Source organism: Vibrio sp. 10N.261.55.A10, from assembly GCF_041470825.1.
GTDB lineage: Bacteria > Pseudomonadota > Gammaproteobacteria > Enterobacterales > Vibrionaceae > Vibrio > Vibrio crassostreae_C.
The window spans coordinates 20,735-37,229 of sequence record NZ_JBFRNC010000056.1; the positions used below are offsets into that span (position 1 = coordinate 20,735).

Consider the following 16,495-nt stretch of genomic DNA (forward strand, 5'->3'; position numbering starts at 1 on the left):
ATTAACCTCGTTTAAACTGTAGTCGGTTGACCTCAATAACCCCTGGGTTATCGGAGCGATCAATGTCCATAAACTCAACTTCGACACCCTGCTTCTCTTTCAAGTATGTCAGCCAATCTAAGAACTGATTAAAAGGCACAGGTTTCACCCAGACTTGCAGCATCTCGCCACGTGGTTGCACACGTATCAGCTCGATATTAAAGCGACGCATAGAAGCAGGCACAGATTGATTCAGAGGTTGACTGGCACTAATGCCGCCACTGCCTCGTAGTTCAACCACTTCATTGGCTTTATTGGTTACCCAAGCCAGTAGTTGCTTCTCGCTTTGAATGCGGGTCTGCGCAAGTTCAGCTCGCTGACTGAGTGGCTGGATTAGCCCCCAATAAACGACACCGACCACCAATAGAATTGAGCAACCAATCACTAATCGTTGCTCTCTTTGACTTATTGAAGTCCACCACGCTTGGAGTGGCTCAATCATATTTCTCATCACTGATCTCCTTACGCAGTTTATTGACGGGGTTTAAGGGTAAAGCTACCAAATACGGCATCACCATTACGATTCAATGGCCCTTGCTCAACGGTAAACTTCTCTTCAAGTTTCACTCGCGCAGTCTCGAAATATTGGAAGTCAGTACTTTTCGCTTCCAATCTCACCTCTGAGCGGTTGCCGTCGTAGCGAATACTATTCACTTCGATGGCTTTCACTTGTCCTAAAGTTTCTGGCAGTAACGCTAGCCATCCAAGTAAGGAATCACCATCACCCGAGCCACCATACTTCTTAGCTTCGTCGTTCATCTGGCGCTTAAGGTAGCTGACCGTCGGAATACGTTGCTTGCCCGGAAGTACGCTTCTAAAAATACGTTCACTCTCCGTTCGGTACGCTTCGGCTTGTGCTTCGTACTGCTGAACCTTTAAGACTTGCTGAGTGACGATCACCGCCACCAGCAAACAAGCTGCGATCGCTACTTTTTGCCATACACGCCAGTACTTACTGAATGAAGATTTGGTTTTAAAGGTGCCAGTCAGTAAGTTTACGCCACTTGTAATGGCTTGTTGGCTCAGTAAAGACATCACCAGTTCAGCAGGTTTAGCTTGCCACTCAATGCCACTTTGCAGTTGAACGTCATCACTTGGCAGTGCGGTGTAGCTAAAAATCGTTGGTGATTGCTCTTCGTCATCTAAGGCAACCCAATCGCTTTGTAAGAACATCGCTAGCCACGCCTCATTGATCGACACTGCTTGATAGTTGCTTTGACGCAATAACCAATGTTGGTCGATCTGCAGCGCACTGATGCCCTGATCTTCTAAAGGCAACGCTAAGGTATCAGGCAATACTTTACGAAAGATAATGTTCGCTTCGCGGAAAGTATCCAGCGCCTGCTTAAGCCAATCACGTTCCACACCACACACTGTCGCGTGCGTTGCGTCTTTCTCTAAAATAGTCAGGTGTAAGTCTTCGATATCTTGTGCGACTTCGTCTTCTAATAAAAACGGCAGCATAGAATCGAACTGGCGAGCAGCACCTTTCGGGATCTCAACACGCTTAATTAAGCATTCACTTCCCGGCAATAAAGCGATACAGCTGCGCTTTTCAGCGTAAGGCGTTAACTCATCAAGCTGCTCCCAGCTAGACAGTTCGCCACTTGCTATCACTTCTTGTTGGCTTGTCGACCAAACTAACCACTGCACAGGGCTTTGTGGTTCGCTACTCAGTCGAACGGTCAGAAACTCGCTCACTGATTCCTCCAAAACGACGGCGTACTACCGTCACTGTTTCTCGATTACTACTATAGAAAAGCGTCCGTATACGTACACGTGACTGCTCAACTAATACCTCTGCATCAAGCTCAAAATAGGCGCTATCTACAGTTAAATATGCTTTCGCCTTTTTACTAACTTCGGCACTCACACCCACAATGGCAGGTTCAGCCATAAACGCATCCACCGTATCCCAACCATCGAATGGGCGTTTGTCTATCAGCTGTTTGGCATCCGATTCACTTAAGCCGGGGGCAAACATCGCTTCCAATAACGGCGCCTGCTTTTCCGTAAGAGTATTCACATTCAAACGGAAATCGTCGCTCGGCAAAGCACAAACAAAGGGGCGAACCTTATTCATCACCTCACCCGTGACTTGATAAACCGCGCGTAGCTCGGACTCATCGGCCATTAAGCCATTCGCAGCCAAATAAGATGGCTTCATCGCCTCATAAGTACTGTCTTCTACACCAGCTGAAGAGGTGGTTCGGGTATCACTATCAACAAATTCCCAGCTTGAATGTGCAATAACCTCGGCCTGATAAGGCTCAACATCTTGGTTTTCCAACAAGGTTTGCCAAACCGTAATTAAATAAGGTGTTTGGTTACTTGAAGTCGTCGCCACACCAGCCAACGCATTGAGATTAAAACATGCCTGAGCATCAACAATACGGCCTTTAACTTGACCATAATCCAACGGGTATACCTGTTCTTCTAACGCCCATGGTTGACTCAAGTTGACGGTATCACTGTCTTTGTAGCTTTGCCTAATGCCGTCTTGCACCAGCGCTTCGACACCAATGCTGTACCAGTAAGCCTGTTGGTAATTCAGTTGATTGCCCACGCGCTTAAATTGAGTAAACAGGCGTTCCGACATACTGCCTGCGATGGTTGCCATTATCGCCAGTAGCATCAGGATAATGATCAGCGCAACACCTCGCTGCTTGCGCCCCATGGCAGACCTTGTCAGTGCAAACTTATTAGTTCGATGAGTCATTATTCCCCTCATTACTACTTGAAGAGTCACTGTTTGAAGAATCATCGGCCTGATCTAGCGTGCCACCAGGGGTGAGATAAATACGCTCTATCTCACCATAATCTTTCAAGGTTAGCTTTAACCTTACCGCTTTCGGTAGCGATTTGTCGGCTTGCCACTCTTTCCCCCAGCGGCTTCCGTCATAAAACTCGAATTCCAAGCTTTCAACATCATCAAGCAAAGGCGTAATCACACCTTCTTGTCCTGCAGGAGTATCGGGGTAGCGCCACCACACACGCTCAAGCGTTTCTTCTTTAATGCGGTAACCCACTTTGGTGACTTCTCCGCGAGGAAACTGCTGCTGTGGGTTATGCCAGCCAAGGCGAGTAAACATGATGCCAACGCTGTCGGAATCCAGTAAATACTCTTTAATTAAGATCAGCTTAGATGATGCTTCTTCACCGTTGGTACGAAATTGTCGCACCGCCATCTGGCGAAAATCATTATCTAAAATGACTAAGCTACGTTGCAGTTGATTTAAACGAGCACTGCGCTCGATTGAAAGCTCGTTGCTGCGCTGAACCTGATTTACTACCTGATAAGCCGCCATGCTTAACGTGGCAAAGATAGCGATCGAGACCAAAACCTCAATTAAGGTAAAGCCTCTCCCTTTCGAAGATAGTCCTTGTTTACGAGGCACACGCTTATTGGTGGACATGCTCTTACTTAGCGACTTGCTCTTAGCTAACGCCACGCTTTTACTTGACCACATAGCTGCGCACCGTGACCACTGGAGAAGCTTGTTTACTGGTTGCCACACTCACATCAAACGCCTTTAATAAATCATCGCTAGTATCGATTGGCGTGACCTTCCAAAACCACTCTCTCTCGGCCAACTCTTGTGTGCCCTGCGCTTTTTTTAGCTTCTCAGGATGCAGCATCACCAAAGCCATTTGATTATCAACGACCATAGCCGCGAAGGTTTTTTCTTCGAGATAACTGAGGGTATTGATGTGCTGAGTAACAGCACGAATCACACTGATCGCCGCAGTCGCAAAGATAGCGAGCGCAACCAATACCTCAAGCAGCGTCATTCCTCGAGAACCAAGGGGCATACCACGAAAACGATAAGGAGAACGGTTATTCCTCTTCATCTTCTTCTCCCGGTTCTAGCAGTCGAATCACACCATTGTCCAATACTCGAATACGCCAACCATCTTGTATGGTGTCTCCGGTATTTGGATAAAACGACAATACAAATGGCGTCATTTCAGCACTCGACAAGATGTAGATCTGTGGTGGTTTCGGCTTCTTTTCCTCTTCAAGATCAGCAAACATATCTTCATCAAACAAGCTTCCTGGATTGAACAACCGATCATCGTCCTCCCATGCGCCACCACCTAAGGTCAGTGACAAGGCGAGTTCTTCCGGTAGTTCAGTTAAAGAGGGGATTTTTTCAAAATCGACTTCTTGCCAGCCTTCAGACTTAAGCGCCATCAGTACATAGGTCGATTTCTTTTCATCAATACGAACGCCAAAATCTAAGCCGCTCAAAATCGCCTCTTCATTGAGTAATTGAACTCGCTGATAAAAGCTTTGAGCGTATTTTTTTGCAACATCTTTGCTATTGGTAGGAATGGTCGCGATCACCGCGACCGCCGTTACTGACAGTAATACCAACACCAAGAGAATTTCAATCAAGGTGAAACCTGGCTGTGTTTGCTGAGTTTTCACCTTGTAGACTCCATCTGTTTACGTCCTACCATCAATAACGTTTCAAACGACAATAACGAATCAAACAATAAGCTGAAGCTTATTGGAAATCCTGCATGTTCCAGTTGCCGATATCCGCCGCAATACCTTCACCACCTTCTTGGCCATCAGCACCAAGAGTGAAAATATCAATAGTGCCGTTATCACCAGGGCTTAGGTATTGGTACTCGTTACCCCATGGGTCGTTTGGCAGACGCTTGATGTAGCCACCGTCGCGGTAGTTACGAGGCTCTGGGCTGCTTGGCTTAGAAACCAATGCATCAAGACCTTGATCCGTTGTTGGGTAAACGCTGTTATCCAGTTTGTACATATCTAGCGCGTTCTCTAGCGCCACAATATCAGTGATGGCTTTTTGTTGGTCAGCCTTCTCTTTGTTACCCAATAGGTTAGGTACAACAAAGCTCGCCAATACGCCAAGGATAACCACAACAACCATCACTTCTAATAGGGTAAAGCCTGATTGTTTCTTCATTCTGTTTTTCATTATTTTCTCCAAATTACAGACAGCGAGTTGAAGGTAATAATGTCCTTCTTCTCGTTAATCCAAAAACTAACGTCTTATGAGCAGTTGATTAACCACTCATCAAATTATTCATTTCAAGCATCGGCATCAGAGTCGCCATCACAATGAACAGCACTAAGCCTGCCATCAAAGCGATAAGTGCTGGCGTAAAGATACCTAACGCGATATTCACGGTCGATTCAAAGCTTTGATCCTGGTTATCTGCCGCTCTTGTTAGCATTTGCTCTAACTGACCACTCTGCTCACCACTGGCGATCATATGCAGCATCATTGGAGGGAAGAGTTTGGTTTGATCGAGCGCTTTACGCAGGCTTGCCCCTTCTCTAACACTGTCTGACGCCTGCAGTACTTGTTGCTTCACATGGTGATTCGACATTACATCAACCGCAACCTTCATCCCCTCAAGGATAGGAATCGCACTCGAGGTACAGATAGAGAGTGTTCGTGCAAAACGAGAGGTATTAATTCCTTTCGCGATCTTGCCGATCAGTGGAATGCTTAATAGCTTGCGATCCCAACTCATGCGAACACCCGGCTTTTTCAGAGCGGTCTTAATCAACACAATCACACCGATGATCAACAACAGTAATTGGATGCCCCAATTCTGGATAAATTCACTCGATGCCAATAAAAATTGTGTCGATTGAGGAAGTTCTTGGCCCATTTGGATAATCGGTTCAACGATCTTAGGTACCACGGTTGCCAGCAGGAACGAAACAATCGTCACCGCAAACACCACCAGCACCACAGGGTAGATCATCGCTTGCAGCAACTTAGAGCGCATCTTCTGACGGTTTTCTGCGTAATCAGCCAGTCGCTCCAATACCGCATCTAAGTGACCCGATTTCTCACCAGCCGCGACCATGGCTCTAAACAGTTCATCAAAGATATGTGGGTAATCAGCCAAGCTATCGGCTAGCGAATAACCTTCCGTTACCTTCGAACGAACCGCCAGTAGCATGGTTCGAATACGTGGCTTTTCAGATTGCTCCGCCACGGCTTTCAAGCACTCTTCTAGCGGCATGCCTGATTGCACCAAGGTGGAAATTTGGCGAGTAATCAAAGCAAGGTCTGGCGTGCTGATACCACGCTTAAAGCTGGTCGAAGGCTGTGCACCTTTCGTCGTTTTAGCTTTAGCTTCGGTCATCTCAACCGGCATCAAGCCTTGTTCTTTTAAGCGCTGGCGAGCCTGACGAGCGTTATCCGCTTCAATCGAGCCCTTTTTGCTCTTACCCTTGGCATCCAGCGCTTTGTATTCAAATGCCGCCATACTAGACTTCCTTGGTCACACGCATCACTTCTTCTAAGGACGTTACCCCTTTCAGAACTTTGCTCAAGCCATCATCTCGAATACTTGGTGTTGTGCCACGAATTGCTTTCTCAATCGCCTGTTCGCCAGCCTCACTGTGAATCAGCTCTTGTACTGAGTCATCAATCATCAGCAGCTCATGAATACCAGTACGACCTCGATAACCCTTATGGCCACACTCTTCACAACCTTTGGCATGGTAAAGCGTCAGGCTTTCTTTCTTCTTCAACCCAAACAGTTTCTTCTGCTCTTTATCGGCTTCATAAGGTTCTTTACATTCGTTACATAAAGTACGAACCAGGCGCTGAGCCAAAACACCCAGCAGCGAAGAAGAGATCAAGAAGGGTTCGATGCCCATATCACGCAGACGCGTAATTGCACCGATTGCCGTATTGGTGTGAAGGGTCGACATAACTAAGTGACCTGTCAAAGAGGCTTGGACAGCGATCTCTGCGGTTTCCAAATCACGGATCTCACCAATCATGACCACATCAGGATCTTGACGAAGAATGGCACGTAAACCACGCGCAAAGGTCATATCAACCTTAGGGTTCACTTGTGTTTGACCAATGCCATCGATATCGAATTCGATCGGGTCTTCAACGGTTAAAATGTTTCGTTCGTTGCTGTTAAGCTCTTGCAGGCCAGCGTACAAGGTCGTTGATTTACCTGAGCCTGTCGGACCAGTCACCAAGATAATGCCATGTGGGCGCTGAATCAGCTTACGGAAGTTTTCATGGTTTTCTGCTGTCATACCTAAACTGTGCAAGTCTAGACGAGTGGCGTTTTTGTCCAACAGACGCATTACCACACGCTCACCGTGTGATGAAGGCATGGTTGATACACGAACGTCGACCGCTCGACCACCAATACGCAGAGAAATACGACCGTCTTGTGGCACGCGTTTTTCTGCAATATCCAACTTCGCCATAACCTTTACACGTGACACGAGCAGCGGCGCCAATTTACGGCTTGGTGCAAGAACATCACGCAGCACACCATCAATACGGAAGCGGATCGATAGCGACTTCTCAAAGGTCTCGATATGGATATCCGAAGCACCTTCTTTGATCGCCTCACCCAGCATCGCGTTGATTAACTTGATGATTGGCGCATCGTCTTCTGACTCAAGCAAGTCTTCATCTTGTGGCAGTTCTTCCGCCAACGAGAAGAAGTCATCACTGTCAGCACCAATGTCTTCCATTAATTGACGAGCTTCTGAAGAGTCACGTTGGTACGCATCGGTCAGTTTTTTATCAAATTCATCGGCAGTGATCGCTTGTGGTGTAAAACCATCTTTCACTACACGGCTCACTTCAATGATCGCCGCCGATTTCAGTGGCTCAACATAATAAAGTATCGGTGCGCGCTCTGGATGTTGATACTCCAACACCATCTTATAGCGATTCGCAAAGCTAAACGGCAAGCGCTGATAAGTACGTGCCGCCCCTACCAATTCAGCCATTATTCTGTTTCCATCTGATCAATGAAGGCTTGAAGTTCAGCCGGGTAATTCATGCTTTCGCCAAATTTAGGCAATACCGGGATGTTATCGTCTGCCATTAATTTCAGTCCTTGCTCGGCCTTGTACAACTGCTCAGCACGGATGAAGTTGTATTTACGCTGCGTGATACCATCGGCTGTCATACCATCACGAATAATGGTTGGTTTGATGAAGACCATTAGGTTCTTTTTCTCAACCTGAGTACTGGTTGATTTGAACAGGTGTCCTAGAACAGGGATATCGCCCAAGAACGGCACCTTAGATTCACTTTCCAGCGCTCGCTCGTCAATCAAGCCACCCAGCACCAGCATTTGACCGTCTTGAACAATCACTGACGTATTTAGCTGACGCTTAGCAAAACGAACATCTACTGCCCCGTTTGCGCCTAATACGTTCGATACTTCTTGTTCTATTTGCAGCTGAACTGAGTCACCTTCATTGATTTGTGGCACGACTTTTAGCTTGATACCCACTTCTTTACGTTCAACCGTTTGGAATGGGTTATCGTTACTTGAGCCTGCGGTCGAGCCAGTTAAAACAGGCACCTCTTCGCCCACAATGAACGACGCTTCGCCGTTATCCATCACGGTGATACTTGGAGAAGATAGGATATTTGAATTTGAATCGGTCGCTACTGCACTGATCAAGGCAGTCCAGTCACCCATCACTACGCTCATTGCCGCGCCATTAACGCCAGAAAGAGCAGAAGCTAACGTTGAGTAGTCACCGGATTCTGTGGTCGTTTCATTACGCAAAAAGGCGCCATTATCATCATAGACTGCGGTGGTCGTTTCAGTGTCTTTCGCTTCTTCTAAACCAACCATTACGCCACCGATTGACGCACCTGTGTTGCCATACTGAATCACAGCACCAGTATCAAGGTTACCCCATTGCACACCAAGGTTAATGCCATCACCCTCTGCCATCTCGACAATTAGGGCTTCAATCAATACTTGAGCACGACGAATATCCAACTGTGCGATCACATCTTGAAGCGCATTCATGATGTCCGGTTGTGCGGTAATCACCAACGAGTTGGTATCACTGTGAGCGGAGATCATCACTTGGTTACGTTGCGATGAGCTGCCTTTGGTTGAAGATTGCTTTTCTGATTGCAGGTTGTCCGACACGCCTTTCAGCACATCGACTAAATCTTCTGCTTTGGCGTATTTAAGGTAAATTACTTGGTTGTTGCCCTTGGTTGCCATTTCCACATCAAGCTGTTCAATCAACCTTCTTAAACGGCTACGTACCTTAGGGTCACCTGAGATAAGGATCGCATTGGTACGTTCATCGGCAACTAATTTAGGTTGTAGGAAGGCTGGTGTGTTTTGGGCATCTGTGGTTTTGCTTAGTGCATCAACGATACGTACCATTTCTGCCGCAGAAGCATTCTTTAGCTCAACGACTTCAATCTCTTTATCACCCGCTTGGTCAACACGCTTGATGATTTCAGCTAAACGGTTTACTACCGCCGCTCGGCCTGTAATAAGGATGATGTTGGCTGGGTCGTAGTGCACAACGTTACCCGCGCCTGCATTGTCGTTTAGTTGACGAAGCAGAGGAGAAAGTTCACGAACCGATACATTACGAACCGTCACTACACGCGTCACTACGCTATCACCAGTGATTGAATCACGGTCACCAACAACGGGGATCGCCGAAGTTTTAGAGTCTTTGGCTTTGATGATCTTAAGAACACCCGAGTCCATTTCAACGACTGCGTAGCCATACACCTCTAGTACGTTTAAGAAGAAGCTGTAATATTGCTCTTCATTCAATACGTCGTAGCTGCGTACATCGATTTTTCCGCGCACCGATGGATCAACGATGATGGTCTTCTCTAGGTTACGACCAACAATATTAATAAACTCTTGAATGTCAGTGCCTTTAAAGCTGGCACTAAAATCACTCGCGATGGCTGCGGGTGTGCAGATCAAGCTTCCTGCCAATAACCATGCACTTTTCTTAAACCAATGCTTCACGTACTTCTCCTACACTTTCGTCCTTCGTTAGACGCAAAGTTTTAAAATTCAATAAACACTTCATGTTGTTGACCATCTCTCTCGACCACCAGATTTAGCTCTGTTAGTTCTGAGATGGAACGGAATATGTTGCCCATAGCAGCAGGGTCTGTCAGGTCTTGTCCATTTAACTGAGTGGCAATATCTCCGTTTTGGAGCCCAACAGAGTTAAAAAGTTCTGAATCTTTGCCAGGGCTCACACGATAACCGATCACTTTATCGTCACGCTTCACCTGAGACAGTCGAACATATTGGAAGATTTGTTGCGGATCTTTCATTATCTTCGCTTTAATTTCATCAAGCTTCTCTTCTGCTGAAGCCGGATTATTACCACGAACCGAAGAAGAGCTACGAGGTGGCGCAGGCGCTGATACAGCCAAACGCTTGTACTCAATACCTTCAAGCATCAAGGTTTCGTCTCGTCCTGAGTTATCAATGATAACGCGGTCGATTAATACCGCTTTTAACTTGGCTCGAGTGCCTTCAATCTCTTCATTAATTCCGTAGGTCGCTTGCGTGCCGCGATTGGCGATCACCGCTAAGCTCAGTTTTGGATTCGAGCTCGCGACTGCACCCACTAAAACGAGGTTTAATCGCGTCTTAGGCGCATCTTGGATAACTTGCTGTTCAACCACAGCGGGCGTGCTTGGGTTGTAAGCACCAAACATGTTGCTCTGCTGCAAAGAAGAGATATCAAGGGTCGATTGAGGTGCTGAAGACGATGAAGCCGTTGCTGTCCAAGGCGCGATAGTTTGCTCAGTAGGTTCGATAAACCATGCAAGCTGCCCTAAGATCCATGCGGAAGCTGCAATCAATACACAACAGGTCGCTAAGCTTAGTTTCTGCTGAAGTACAAATCCATTCTCTAATAAGCGGCTCAACATAGGAGAATTCCCTACGCGATTTTTGAGCTCTAAAAAGTTCACTTTCCTAGTCCCTTTTCATGACGACAAACGCTGCAAATCATTAAACTTTCAGCTTTTTTATTCATTCGTTCGATACCAAGCTTATTTAAGCAATAAGATCCTGAACTATATCATAGCAAATCGATAAATCGGCATAACATGGCTATTTTGTATTATGACTTGAAAAAAATGCCAACCGCCTCCACTTTAAGCTTCTACTTAATGTGATAAGCATCATCAAAAACATGTTGCGCACTGTTCGTTACAGTTAAACCGCATTCATTTCTCACTTAATAAGGCACAGCCCTATATGAAAACTGCTAATGAAGCTGTCAGACTCGATAAATGGTTGTGGGCAGCTCGTTTTTACAAAACCCGGTCTATTGCTCGCAACATGGTCGATGGTGGCAAAGTCCACTATAATGGTCAGCGCAGCAAGCCAAGTAAAATTGTCGAACTTGGGGCTGTGATTACACTGCGCCAAGGTAATGAAGAAAAGACGGTAACGATCGAGAAAATCTCAGCCCATCGTGGTGGAGCCCCGATCGCTCAAACCCTCTATGAAGAAACCACCGAAAGCTTGGCAAAAAGAGAAGAGTTTGCACAACAGCGCAAGCTAAATGCTCATAGCCCAGCACCAGAACGTCGCCCAGATAAAAAGCAACGTCGTGACATCATCAAGTTCAAGACTCAATAAGCTAGAAGGAATAGCCAAATGGCAGACCCAATGTCTACAAGTAATGTTTTAAATCGCTACCTATTTGAAGACCTATCAGTACGTGGTGAATTGGTACAGATGGACGAAGCGTACCAACAGATTATTTCTAGCAAGGAATACCCAGCTCCAGTACAAAAGCTGTTGGGTGAGCTACTGGTTTCAACGACGCTACTAACGGCGACCCTAAAGTTTGAAGGTTCTATCACGATGCAGCTGCAAGGTGACGGCCCAGTATCTCTAGCAGTTATCAATGGCGATCACGATCAGAAGATCCGTGGTGTTGCTCGCTTTGAAGGCGATATCGCAGACGACGCAGGTCTACACGCCCTAATGGGTAAAGGTCACCTAGTGATCACTATCGATCCTAAGAAAGGTGAGCGTTACCAAGGTATCGTTGGTCTTGAAGGTGACACGCTTGCTGACGTTCTTGAAGGTTACTTTGCTAACTCAGAACAGCTTAAGACTCGTCTATGGCTGCGCACTGGAGAACATGAAGGCAAAGCTCACGCTGCAGGTATGCTTTTACAAGTTATGCCTGACGGCACAGGTACGCCAGATGATTTCGAGCATCTAGAGCAACTAACCGACACCGTTAAAAACGAAGAGTTGTTCTCTTTAGAAGCTAACGAACTGCTTTACCGTCTATACAACCAAGAGAAGGTTCAGGTATTTACACCTCAACCGGTTGAGTTCTTCTGTGGCTGTTCACGCGATCGAAGCGCTGCGGCTATCATTACTGTTGCTCAAGAAGAGATTTACGACATTCTAAGCACGGAAGGTAGTGTGGGACTACACTGCGATTACTGTGGCACAAACTACTCGTTCGACAAAAATGATGTAGATGCTCTTTACGCAGAAGCGGCAGATAAAGGCAGCAATACGGTTCATTAATTTACGGCGTACCAAAAACACGTAATTTACCCCAAAAAGGTCAGCACTCAGCTGGCCTTTTTTGTGATCAAAATAGCGCAAACTCCGTAACATCTCGTAATAAAATCACCGCTTAATTTTAATCAATTAATAATGTTCTCGCCCCTAGCGCAAAGGTTTGCGTACAGGATAGACTAGTTGGGCCAATATGTGACGAGGCGCTTAAAACCCCAAGGTTAATATGGATATTTTTTGAGCTGTATCCCTGTTTCCCCCGAGCCTCGTTGCTAGCATGGTGAGCAGATAACAATAAAAAATTATTACAAAATCCCTACAAAATATCCTACAAGGAGCACCTATGACCGTTATGGAACATACTAAGGCTGCACAAATTGATCTAACTAAGCACGGACTGACTGGCGTTACTGAAGTTCTTCGTAATCCTAGCTACGAGCAGTTATTCGTTGAAGAAACACTGCCTGGTTTGGAAGGCTACGAAAAAGGCGTAGTAACGGAACTAGGCTCTGTTGCGGTAGACACTGGTATCTTTACTGGCCGCTCACCAAAAGATAAGTACATTGTTAAAGATGACACGACCCGCGATACCATGTGGTGGTCAGATCAAGGCAAAAATGACAACAAACCGATTACAACTGAAGTATGGAATGAGCTGAAAGAGCTTGTGACAACTCAGCTATCTGGCAAGCGCCTGTTTGTCATCGACGGTTATTGTGGTGCTAACCCTGATACGCGCTTAAGCGTGCGTATTATCACTGAAGTAGCGTGGCAAGCGCACTTCGTTAAGAACATGTTCATTCGTCCAACTGACGAAGAGCTAGCAACGTTCGAACCTGATTTCGTGGTAATGAACGGTGCTAAAACAACTAACCCTAACTGGGAAAAGCAGGGTCTAAACTCTGAAAACTTCGTTGCTTTCAACCTAACAGAGCGCGTTCAAATCATCGGTGGTACTTGGTACGGCGGTGAGATGAAGAAAGGCATGTTCGCAATGATGAACTACCTGCTTCCTCTGCAAGGCATTGCTTCAATGCACTGTAGTGCAAACGTCGGCGAGAAAGGCGATGTAGCCATCTTCTTCGGTCTATCTGGTACAGGTAAAACTACGCTTTCAACCGATCCTAAGCGTGAGCTAATCGGTGATGATGAGCACGGTTGGGATGACGATGGTATCTTCAACTTCGAAGGTGGTTGTTACGCGAAGACGATTCGTCTATCTAAAGAAGCAGAACCTGAAATCTACAATGCAATCCGTCGTGATGCACTACTAGAAAACGTAACAGTTCGTGGTGATGGTTCTATCGATTTTGATGACGGTTCAAAAACTGAGAACACTCGTGTTTCTTACCCGATTCACCACATCGATAACATCGTTAAACCAGTATCAAAAGCCGGTCACGCTCAAAAGGTTATCTTCCTGACTGCTGATGCATTCGGTGTACTGCCACCCGTTTCTAAACTGACTCCAGAGCAAACGAAGTACCACTTCCTATCTGGCTTCACTGCAAAACTAGCGGGCACTGAGCGTGGTATTACTGAGCCAACGCCAACGTTCTCTGCTGCATTTGGTGCGGCATTCTTAACTCTCCACCCAACTCAGTACGCTGAAGTGCTTGTGAAGCGTATGGAAGCAGCTGGCGCTGAAGCTTACCTAGTGAACACAGGTTGGAACGGTACTGGTAAACGTATCTCTATCCAAGATACGCGAGGCATCATCGACGCTATCCTAGATGGCTCAATCGACAACGCTGAAACTAAGGTTATCCCTATGTTTAACCTAGAAGTGCCACTAGCGCTGCACGATGTTGACCCAGCGATCCTTGACCCACGCGATACGTACACTGACCCTCTACAATGGGAAAGCAAAGCGAAAGATCTAGCCGAGCGCTTCATCAACAACTTTGATAAGTACACAGACAACGCTGAAGGTAAGTCACTGGTTGCAGCTGGTCCTCAACTGGACTAATCCAACCATCTGCTCGGGCTTAGCCAAAAGCAAACGCCCAATTTAAAATGATATTTTTGTAGCAAGCCCCTCTTTTGAGGGGCTTTTTTGTTGATGCTTGACCCTTTTTGTTCCACTCTGTTTTAAGACTATTGAAATTTAAGGCTTTCAGGGAATGAAAAAGGTATTCATGGTGTTCGGCATTGTGTTGGCTATCGCCGTTGCAACTATCGCAGCGCTGCTATTAAGCCTGCAGACCCAATACCGTGCGGATGTTGCCAACTTTTTTATCAAACATACGATTGAACAACCTGTATTCATTGAAGATGTTGAGTATCAGGCGCCTTATCACATCACCTTAATGGGCATTACCCAAAGCCAACCAGAAAAGCAAACACCTCTGTATATCGACAAGATCGATCTTTGGTTCAGCCCCAGCTCGATGACAGAGGCCAAACTGGTCTTTGAATCTGTTTTGATCAGCGGCCTACAATTAGAGGCAGACGATCTAAAAACACTGACTTCTTTATTTACCCAACCAAACATCAAGCTCCACCAGCTGGCCATCAACAATCTCGACTTTTCGACGCCAGAGTTTAATGCGCGAGGCATCGACCTGCAGATCTCCGCCCCAACGTGGAACAACGATAACTCGCTGCTACCTTATGGAAAAACCCAACTCTCTGCCTCACAACTGTATTGGCAAGGTGAAGCATTCGATAATCTGTTGATTGACCTAGACTTAAAACCTAGCGATAGCACGCTTTATGGTGCTTCATTTGACTGGCGTGGCGCCAAGATTTCCGGTCAAGCAGAGCAGTATCAACAAGATTGGTCGTTGGTGAACGTGACCGTCGATGGATTACGACTCAATCAGAAGCAGACCCAAAACCTACTAAGCAAAGAATGGGATGTGGCAGGTATTCAGATCAATCACATCAATAGCTTAGATATTCTACGCAGCGACGTAGAGTGGCAAGATGGGCACCTCGCTGCCTTTGATGCCTCACTAGAAAATATCCAACTGCCTTTTGAAATCTGGAAACAACAGAAAGCCATTTTTTCTCTGCAAGCTGAAGGAGTGACCATTGATGATGACATGTTCATCGAGCCAAGCCTCAAGCTCAACCTAGAAGCAAACCGGATTCTGATTGAGGATTTCTATACTCAATTCCTGCAGGGCACTGTTCAGCTCAATGGCGAAGTCGCCCCTAGCAGCATTCAATTGGCGCAGCTCGACCTGCAAGGCATCAAGTGGATTACCGAAAACCAAGATAGCCCTCTACCGGCCGCTCGCCTATTGCCTTGGCTCACACAGCTCCAGAACGTCGAGATTAACCGACTTAATATAGAACGCAGCCAACTTATCCAACTAGCACAAACGCCTTACTGGCAGGTCTCTGGATTACATGTCGAGGGGCATCAAGTTCAACTGCTGCAAGATAGAAAACTGGGCTTATGGCAAGGGAAGCTGATGGCGAGCGCCAATGATGCCAGCTACCAAAATATTCTCAGCGCACAGCCTGTGGTTGAGATGAATAGCGAACAAGGAAAATGGACGCTGACTCGTCTGTTTGCACCACTCAGGAATGGCTACATTGAAGCCAATGCAACGCTCGATTTTAACCAAATCAGCAAGCCATGGAGCTTAGATATTTCTGCCGATGGGTTACCCATTGCGCCTATGCTGCAGCGACTTGAATTACCACTCGATGCAACCGGCTATGGCGAGTTTGAACTTCAAGCCGCAGGTTTATATGGCGACTCACTGATGCTCGGTTACTCAACCACAGGGCAACTCACTGGCAGCGTTCGCCAGGGTGTGATGACCTTTAATGACAAGCTTTCTGAAACATCGACTGATAACGTGTTTGAAATTCCAGAGCTTAATGCGCATTTTGACCGTGGGCGCTTCACTCTCGAACCGATGCATATTATTGGTGCATCATCAGCAGAGCAAGGCGAACAAAGGGTTCAAACGCTCAATGGCGAGGCTTCTGGAGAACTCGACTTGCTTAAAGCTGAGCAACACACCCTCTCGATTACCCTATCGGACCCATGCCATCAAATCTCAGGAAAGCTCACCCAAGCTGAGTATTCGGAGATTAACGACTGCCAACAAAAAAACGCCACTCCTCAGGAGTAGCGCTTTCAATCAATAATTCTATC

Annotated in this window: 15 protein-coding genes; 4 read left to right on the forward strand and 11 right to left on the reverse strand. The window is 46.5% G+C overall.

The genetic code is table 11. The features are described 5' to 3' along the window. Nucleotide 1: 1 nt before the first annotated feature. The 11 genes from AB4274_RS17245 to gspC all read right to left on the reverse strand — a co-directional run bounded on the left by AB4274_RS17245 (nt 2) and on the right by gspC (nt 10,754). A complete protein-coding gene (locus AB4274_RS17245; RefSeq protein ID WP_017062479.1) occupies nt 2-490 on the reverse strand; it encodes a type II secretion system protein M in 489 nt (162 codons plus the stop codon). A 20-nt stretch (nt 491-510) separates the two neighbouring features. After that, nucleotides 511-1,740 carry a type II secretion system protein GspL gene (gspL, locus tag AB4274_RS17250; protein ID WP_372112714.1) on the reverse strand — a complete coding sequence of 410 codons (1,230 nt, stop codon included), beginning with the start codon at nt 1,738-1,740 and terminating at the stop codon, nt 511-513. After that, nucleotides 1,709-2,758: a type II secretion system minor pseudopilin GspK gene (gene gspK, locus AB4274_RS17255; RefSeq protein WP_372110062.1), complete on the reverse strand. Its 1,050-nt coding sequence runs from the start codon at nt 2,756-2,758 to the stop codon at nt 1,709-1,711. Before gspK ends, gspL begins: the two co-directional genes overlap by 32 nt. Next, nucleotides 2,742-3,509, reverse strand: a complete 768-nt coding sequence (gene gspJ, locus AB4274_RS17260) for a type II secretion system minor pseudopilin GspJ (protein WP_372112716.1) — start codon at nt 3,507-3,509, stop codon at nt 2,742-2,744. The genes gspK and gspJ overlap by 17 nt, the downstream gene beginning before the upstream one ends. Beyond that, entirely contained in the window at nt 3,496-3,891 is a 396-nt protein-coding gene (gene gspI, locus AB4274_RS17265) for a type II secretion system minor pseudopilin GspI (RefSeq protein ID WP_017062483.1), read from the reverse strand. The genes gspJ and gspI overlap by 14 nt, the downstream gene beginning before the upstream one ends. Then, complete coding sequence (gene gspH, locus AB4274_RS17270) at nt 3,878-4,471, reverse strand: type II secretion system minor pseudopilin GspH (protein WP_372112718.1); 594 nt, start codon at nt 4,469-4,471, stop codon at nt 3,878-3,880. The genes gspI and gspH overlap by 14 nt, the downstream gene beginning before the upstream one ends. Before the next feature lie 79 nt (nt 4,472-4,550). After that, complete coding sequence (gene gspG, locus AB4274_RS17275; protein ID WP_017062485.1) at nt 4,551-4,994, reverse strand: type II secretion system major pseudopilin GspG; 444 nt, start codon at nt 4,992-4,994, stop codon at nt 4,551-4,553. Between the two features lie 88 nt (nt 4,995-5,082). Continuing rightward, nucleotides 5,083-6,303 (reverse strand): type II secretion system inner membrane protein GspF, encoded by a 1,221-nt coding sequence (gspF, locus tag AB4274_RS17280; RefSeq protein ID WP_102320993.1) that lies wholly within the window; start codon nt 6,301-6,303, stop codon nt 5,083-5,085. A 1-nt stretch (nt 6,304) separates the two neighbouring features. Next, nucleotides 6,305-7,807: a type II secretion system ATPase GspE gene (gspE, locus tag AB4274_RS17285; RefSeq protein WP_372112720.1), complete on the reverse strand. Its 1,503-nt coding sequence runs from the start codon at nt 7,805-7,807 to the stop codon at nt 6,305-6,307. Next, nucleotides 7,807-9,831: a type II secretion system secretin GspD gene (gene gspD, locus AB4274_RS17290; protein WP_065585033.1), complete on the reverse strand. Its 2,025-nt coding sequence runs from the start codon at nt 9,829-9,831 to the stop codon at nt 7,807-7,809. Before gspD ends, gspE begins: the two co-directional genes overlap by 1 nt. A 41-nt stretch (nt 9,832-9,872) precedes the next feature. Continuing rightward, nucleotides 9,873-10,754, reverse strand: a complete 882-nt coding sequence (gene gspC, locus AB4274_RS17295; RefSeq protein WP_372112722.1) for a type II secretion system protein GspC — start codon at nt 10,752-10,754, stop codon at nt 9,873-9,875. A gap of 331 nt (nt 10,755-11,085) precedes the next feature. Between gspC and hslR the strand changes: the two genes are divergently transcribed. The 4 genes from hslR to AB4274_RS17315 all read left to right on the forward strand — a co-directional run bounded on the left by hslR (nt 11,086) and on the right by AB4274_RS17315 (nt 16,472). Next, the gene (gene hslR / locus AB4274_RS17300) at nt 11,086-11,472 is read left to right on the forward strand and encodes a ribosome-associated heat shock protein Hsp15 (protein ID WP_017062490.1); all 387 of its coding nucleotides are present in this window, start codon (nt 11,086-11,088) and stop codon (nt 11,470-11,472) included. Nucleotides 11,473-11,490: 18 nt separating this feature from the next. Continuing rightward, entirely contained in the window at nt 11,491-12,384 is an 894-nt protein-coding gene (gene hslO, locus AB4274_RS17305) for an Hsp33 family molecular chaperone HslO (protein ID WP_372112723.1), read from the forward strand. 337 nt (nt 12,385-12,721) lie between these two features. Beyond that, entirely contained in the window at nt 12,722-14,347 is a 1,626-nt protein-coding gene (gene pckA / locus AB4274_RS17310) for a phosphoenolpyruvate carboxykinase (ATP) (protein WP_017062492.1), read from the forward strand. A 154-nt stretch (nt 14,348-14,501) separates the two neighbouring features. Further along, the gene (locus tag AB4274_RS17315; protein ID WP_372112725.1) at nt 14,502-16,472 is read left to right on the forward strand and encodes an AsmA family protein; all 1,971 of its coding nucleotides are present in this window, start codon (nt 14,502-14,504) and stop codon (nt 16,470-16,472) included. The last annotated feature ends 23 nt before the right edge of the window (nt 16,473-16,495 follow it).

Excerpts from the sequence above, each read along its gene's own strand:
- AB4274_RS17245 (WP_017062479.1), bottom strand. The coding sequence starts at position 490 with ATGAGAAATATGATTGAGCCACTCCAAGCGTGGTGGACTTCAATAAGT.
- gspK (WP_372110062.1), bottom strand. The coding sequence starts at position 2,758 with ATGACTCATCGAACTAATAAGTTTGCACTGACAAGGTCTGCCATGGGG.
- gspJ (WP_372112716.1), bottom strand. The coding sequence starts at position 3,509 with ATGTGGTCAAGTAAAAGCGTGGCGTTAGCTAAGAGCAAGTCGCTAAGT.
- gspI (WP_017062483.1), bottom strand. The coding sequence starts at position 3,891 with ATGAAGAGGAATAACCGTTCTCCTTATCGTTTTCGTGGTATGCCCCTT.
- gspG (WP_017062485.1), bottom strand. The coding sequence starts at position 4,994 with ATGAAAAACAGAATGAAGAAACAATCAGGCTTTACCCTATTAGAAGTG.
- gspF (WP_102320993.1), bottom strand. The coding sequence starts at position 6,303 with ATGGCGGCATTTGAATACAAAGCGCTGGATGCCAAGGGTAAGAGCAAA.
- gspE (WP_372112720.1), bottom strand. The coding sequence starts at position 7,807 with ATGGCTGAATTGGTAGGGGCGGCACGTACTTATCAGCGCTTGCCGTTT.
- gspC (WP_372112722.1), bottom strand. The coding sequence starts at position 10,754 with ATGTTGAGCCGCTTATTAGAGAATGGATTTGTACTTCAGCAGAAACTA.
- hslR (WP_017062490.1), top strand. The coding sequence starts at position 11,086 with ATGAAAACTGCTAATGAAGCTGTCAGACTCGATAAATGGTTGTGGGCA.
- hslO (WP_372112723.1), top strand. The coding sequence starts at position 11,491 with ATGGCAGACCCAATGTCTACAAGTAATGTTTTAAATCGCTACCTATTT.
- pckA (WP_017062492.1), top strand. The coding sequence starts at position 12,722 with ATGACCGTTATGGAACATACTAAGGCTGCACAAATTGATCTAACTAAG.
- AB4274_RS17315 (WP_372112725.1), top strand. The coding sequence starts at position 14,502 with ATGAAAAAGGTATTCATGGTGTTCGGCATTGTGTTGGCTATCGCCGTT.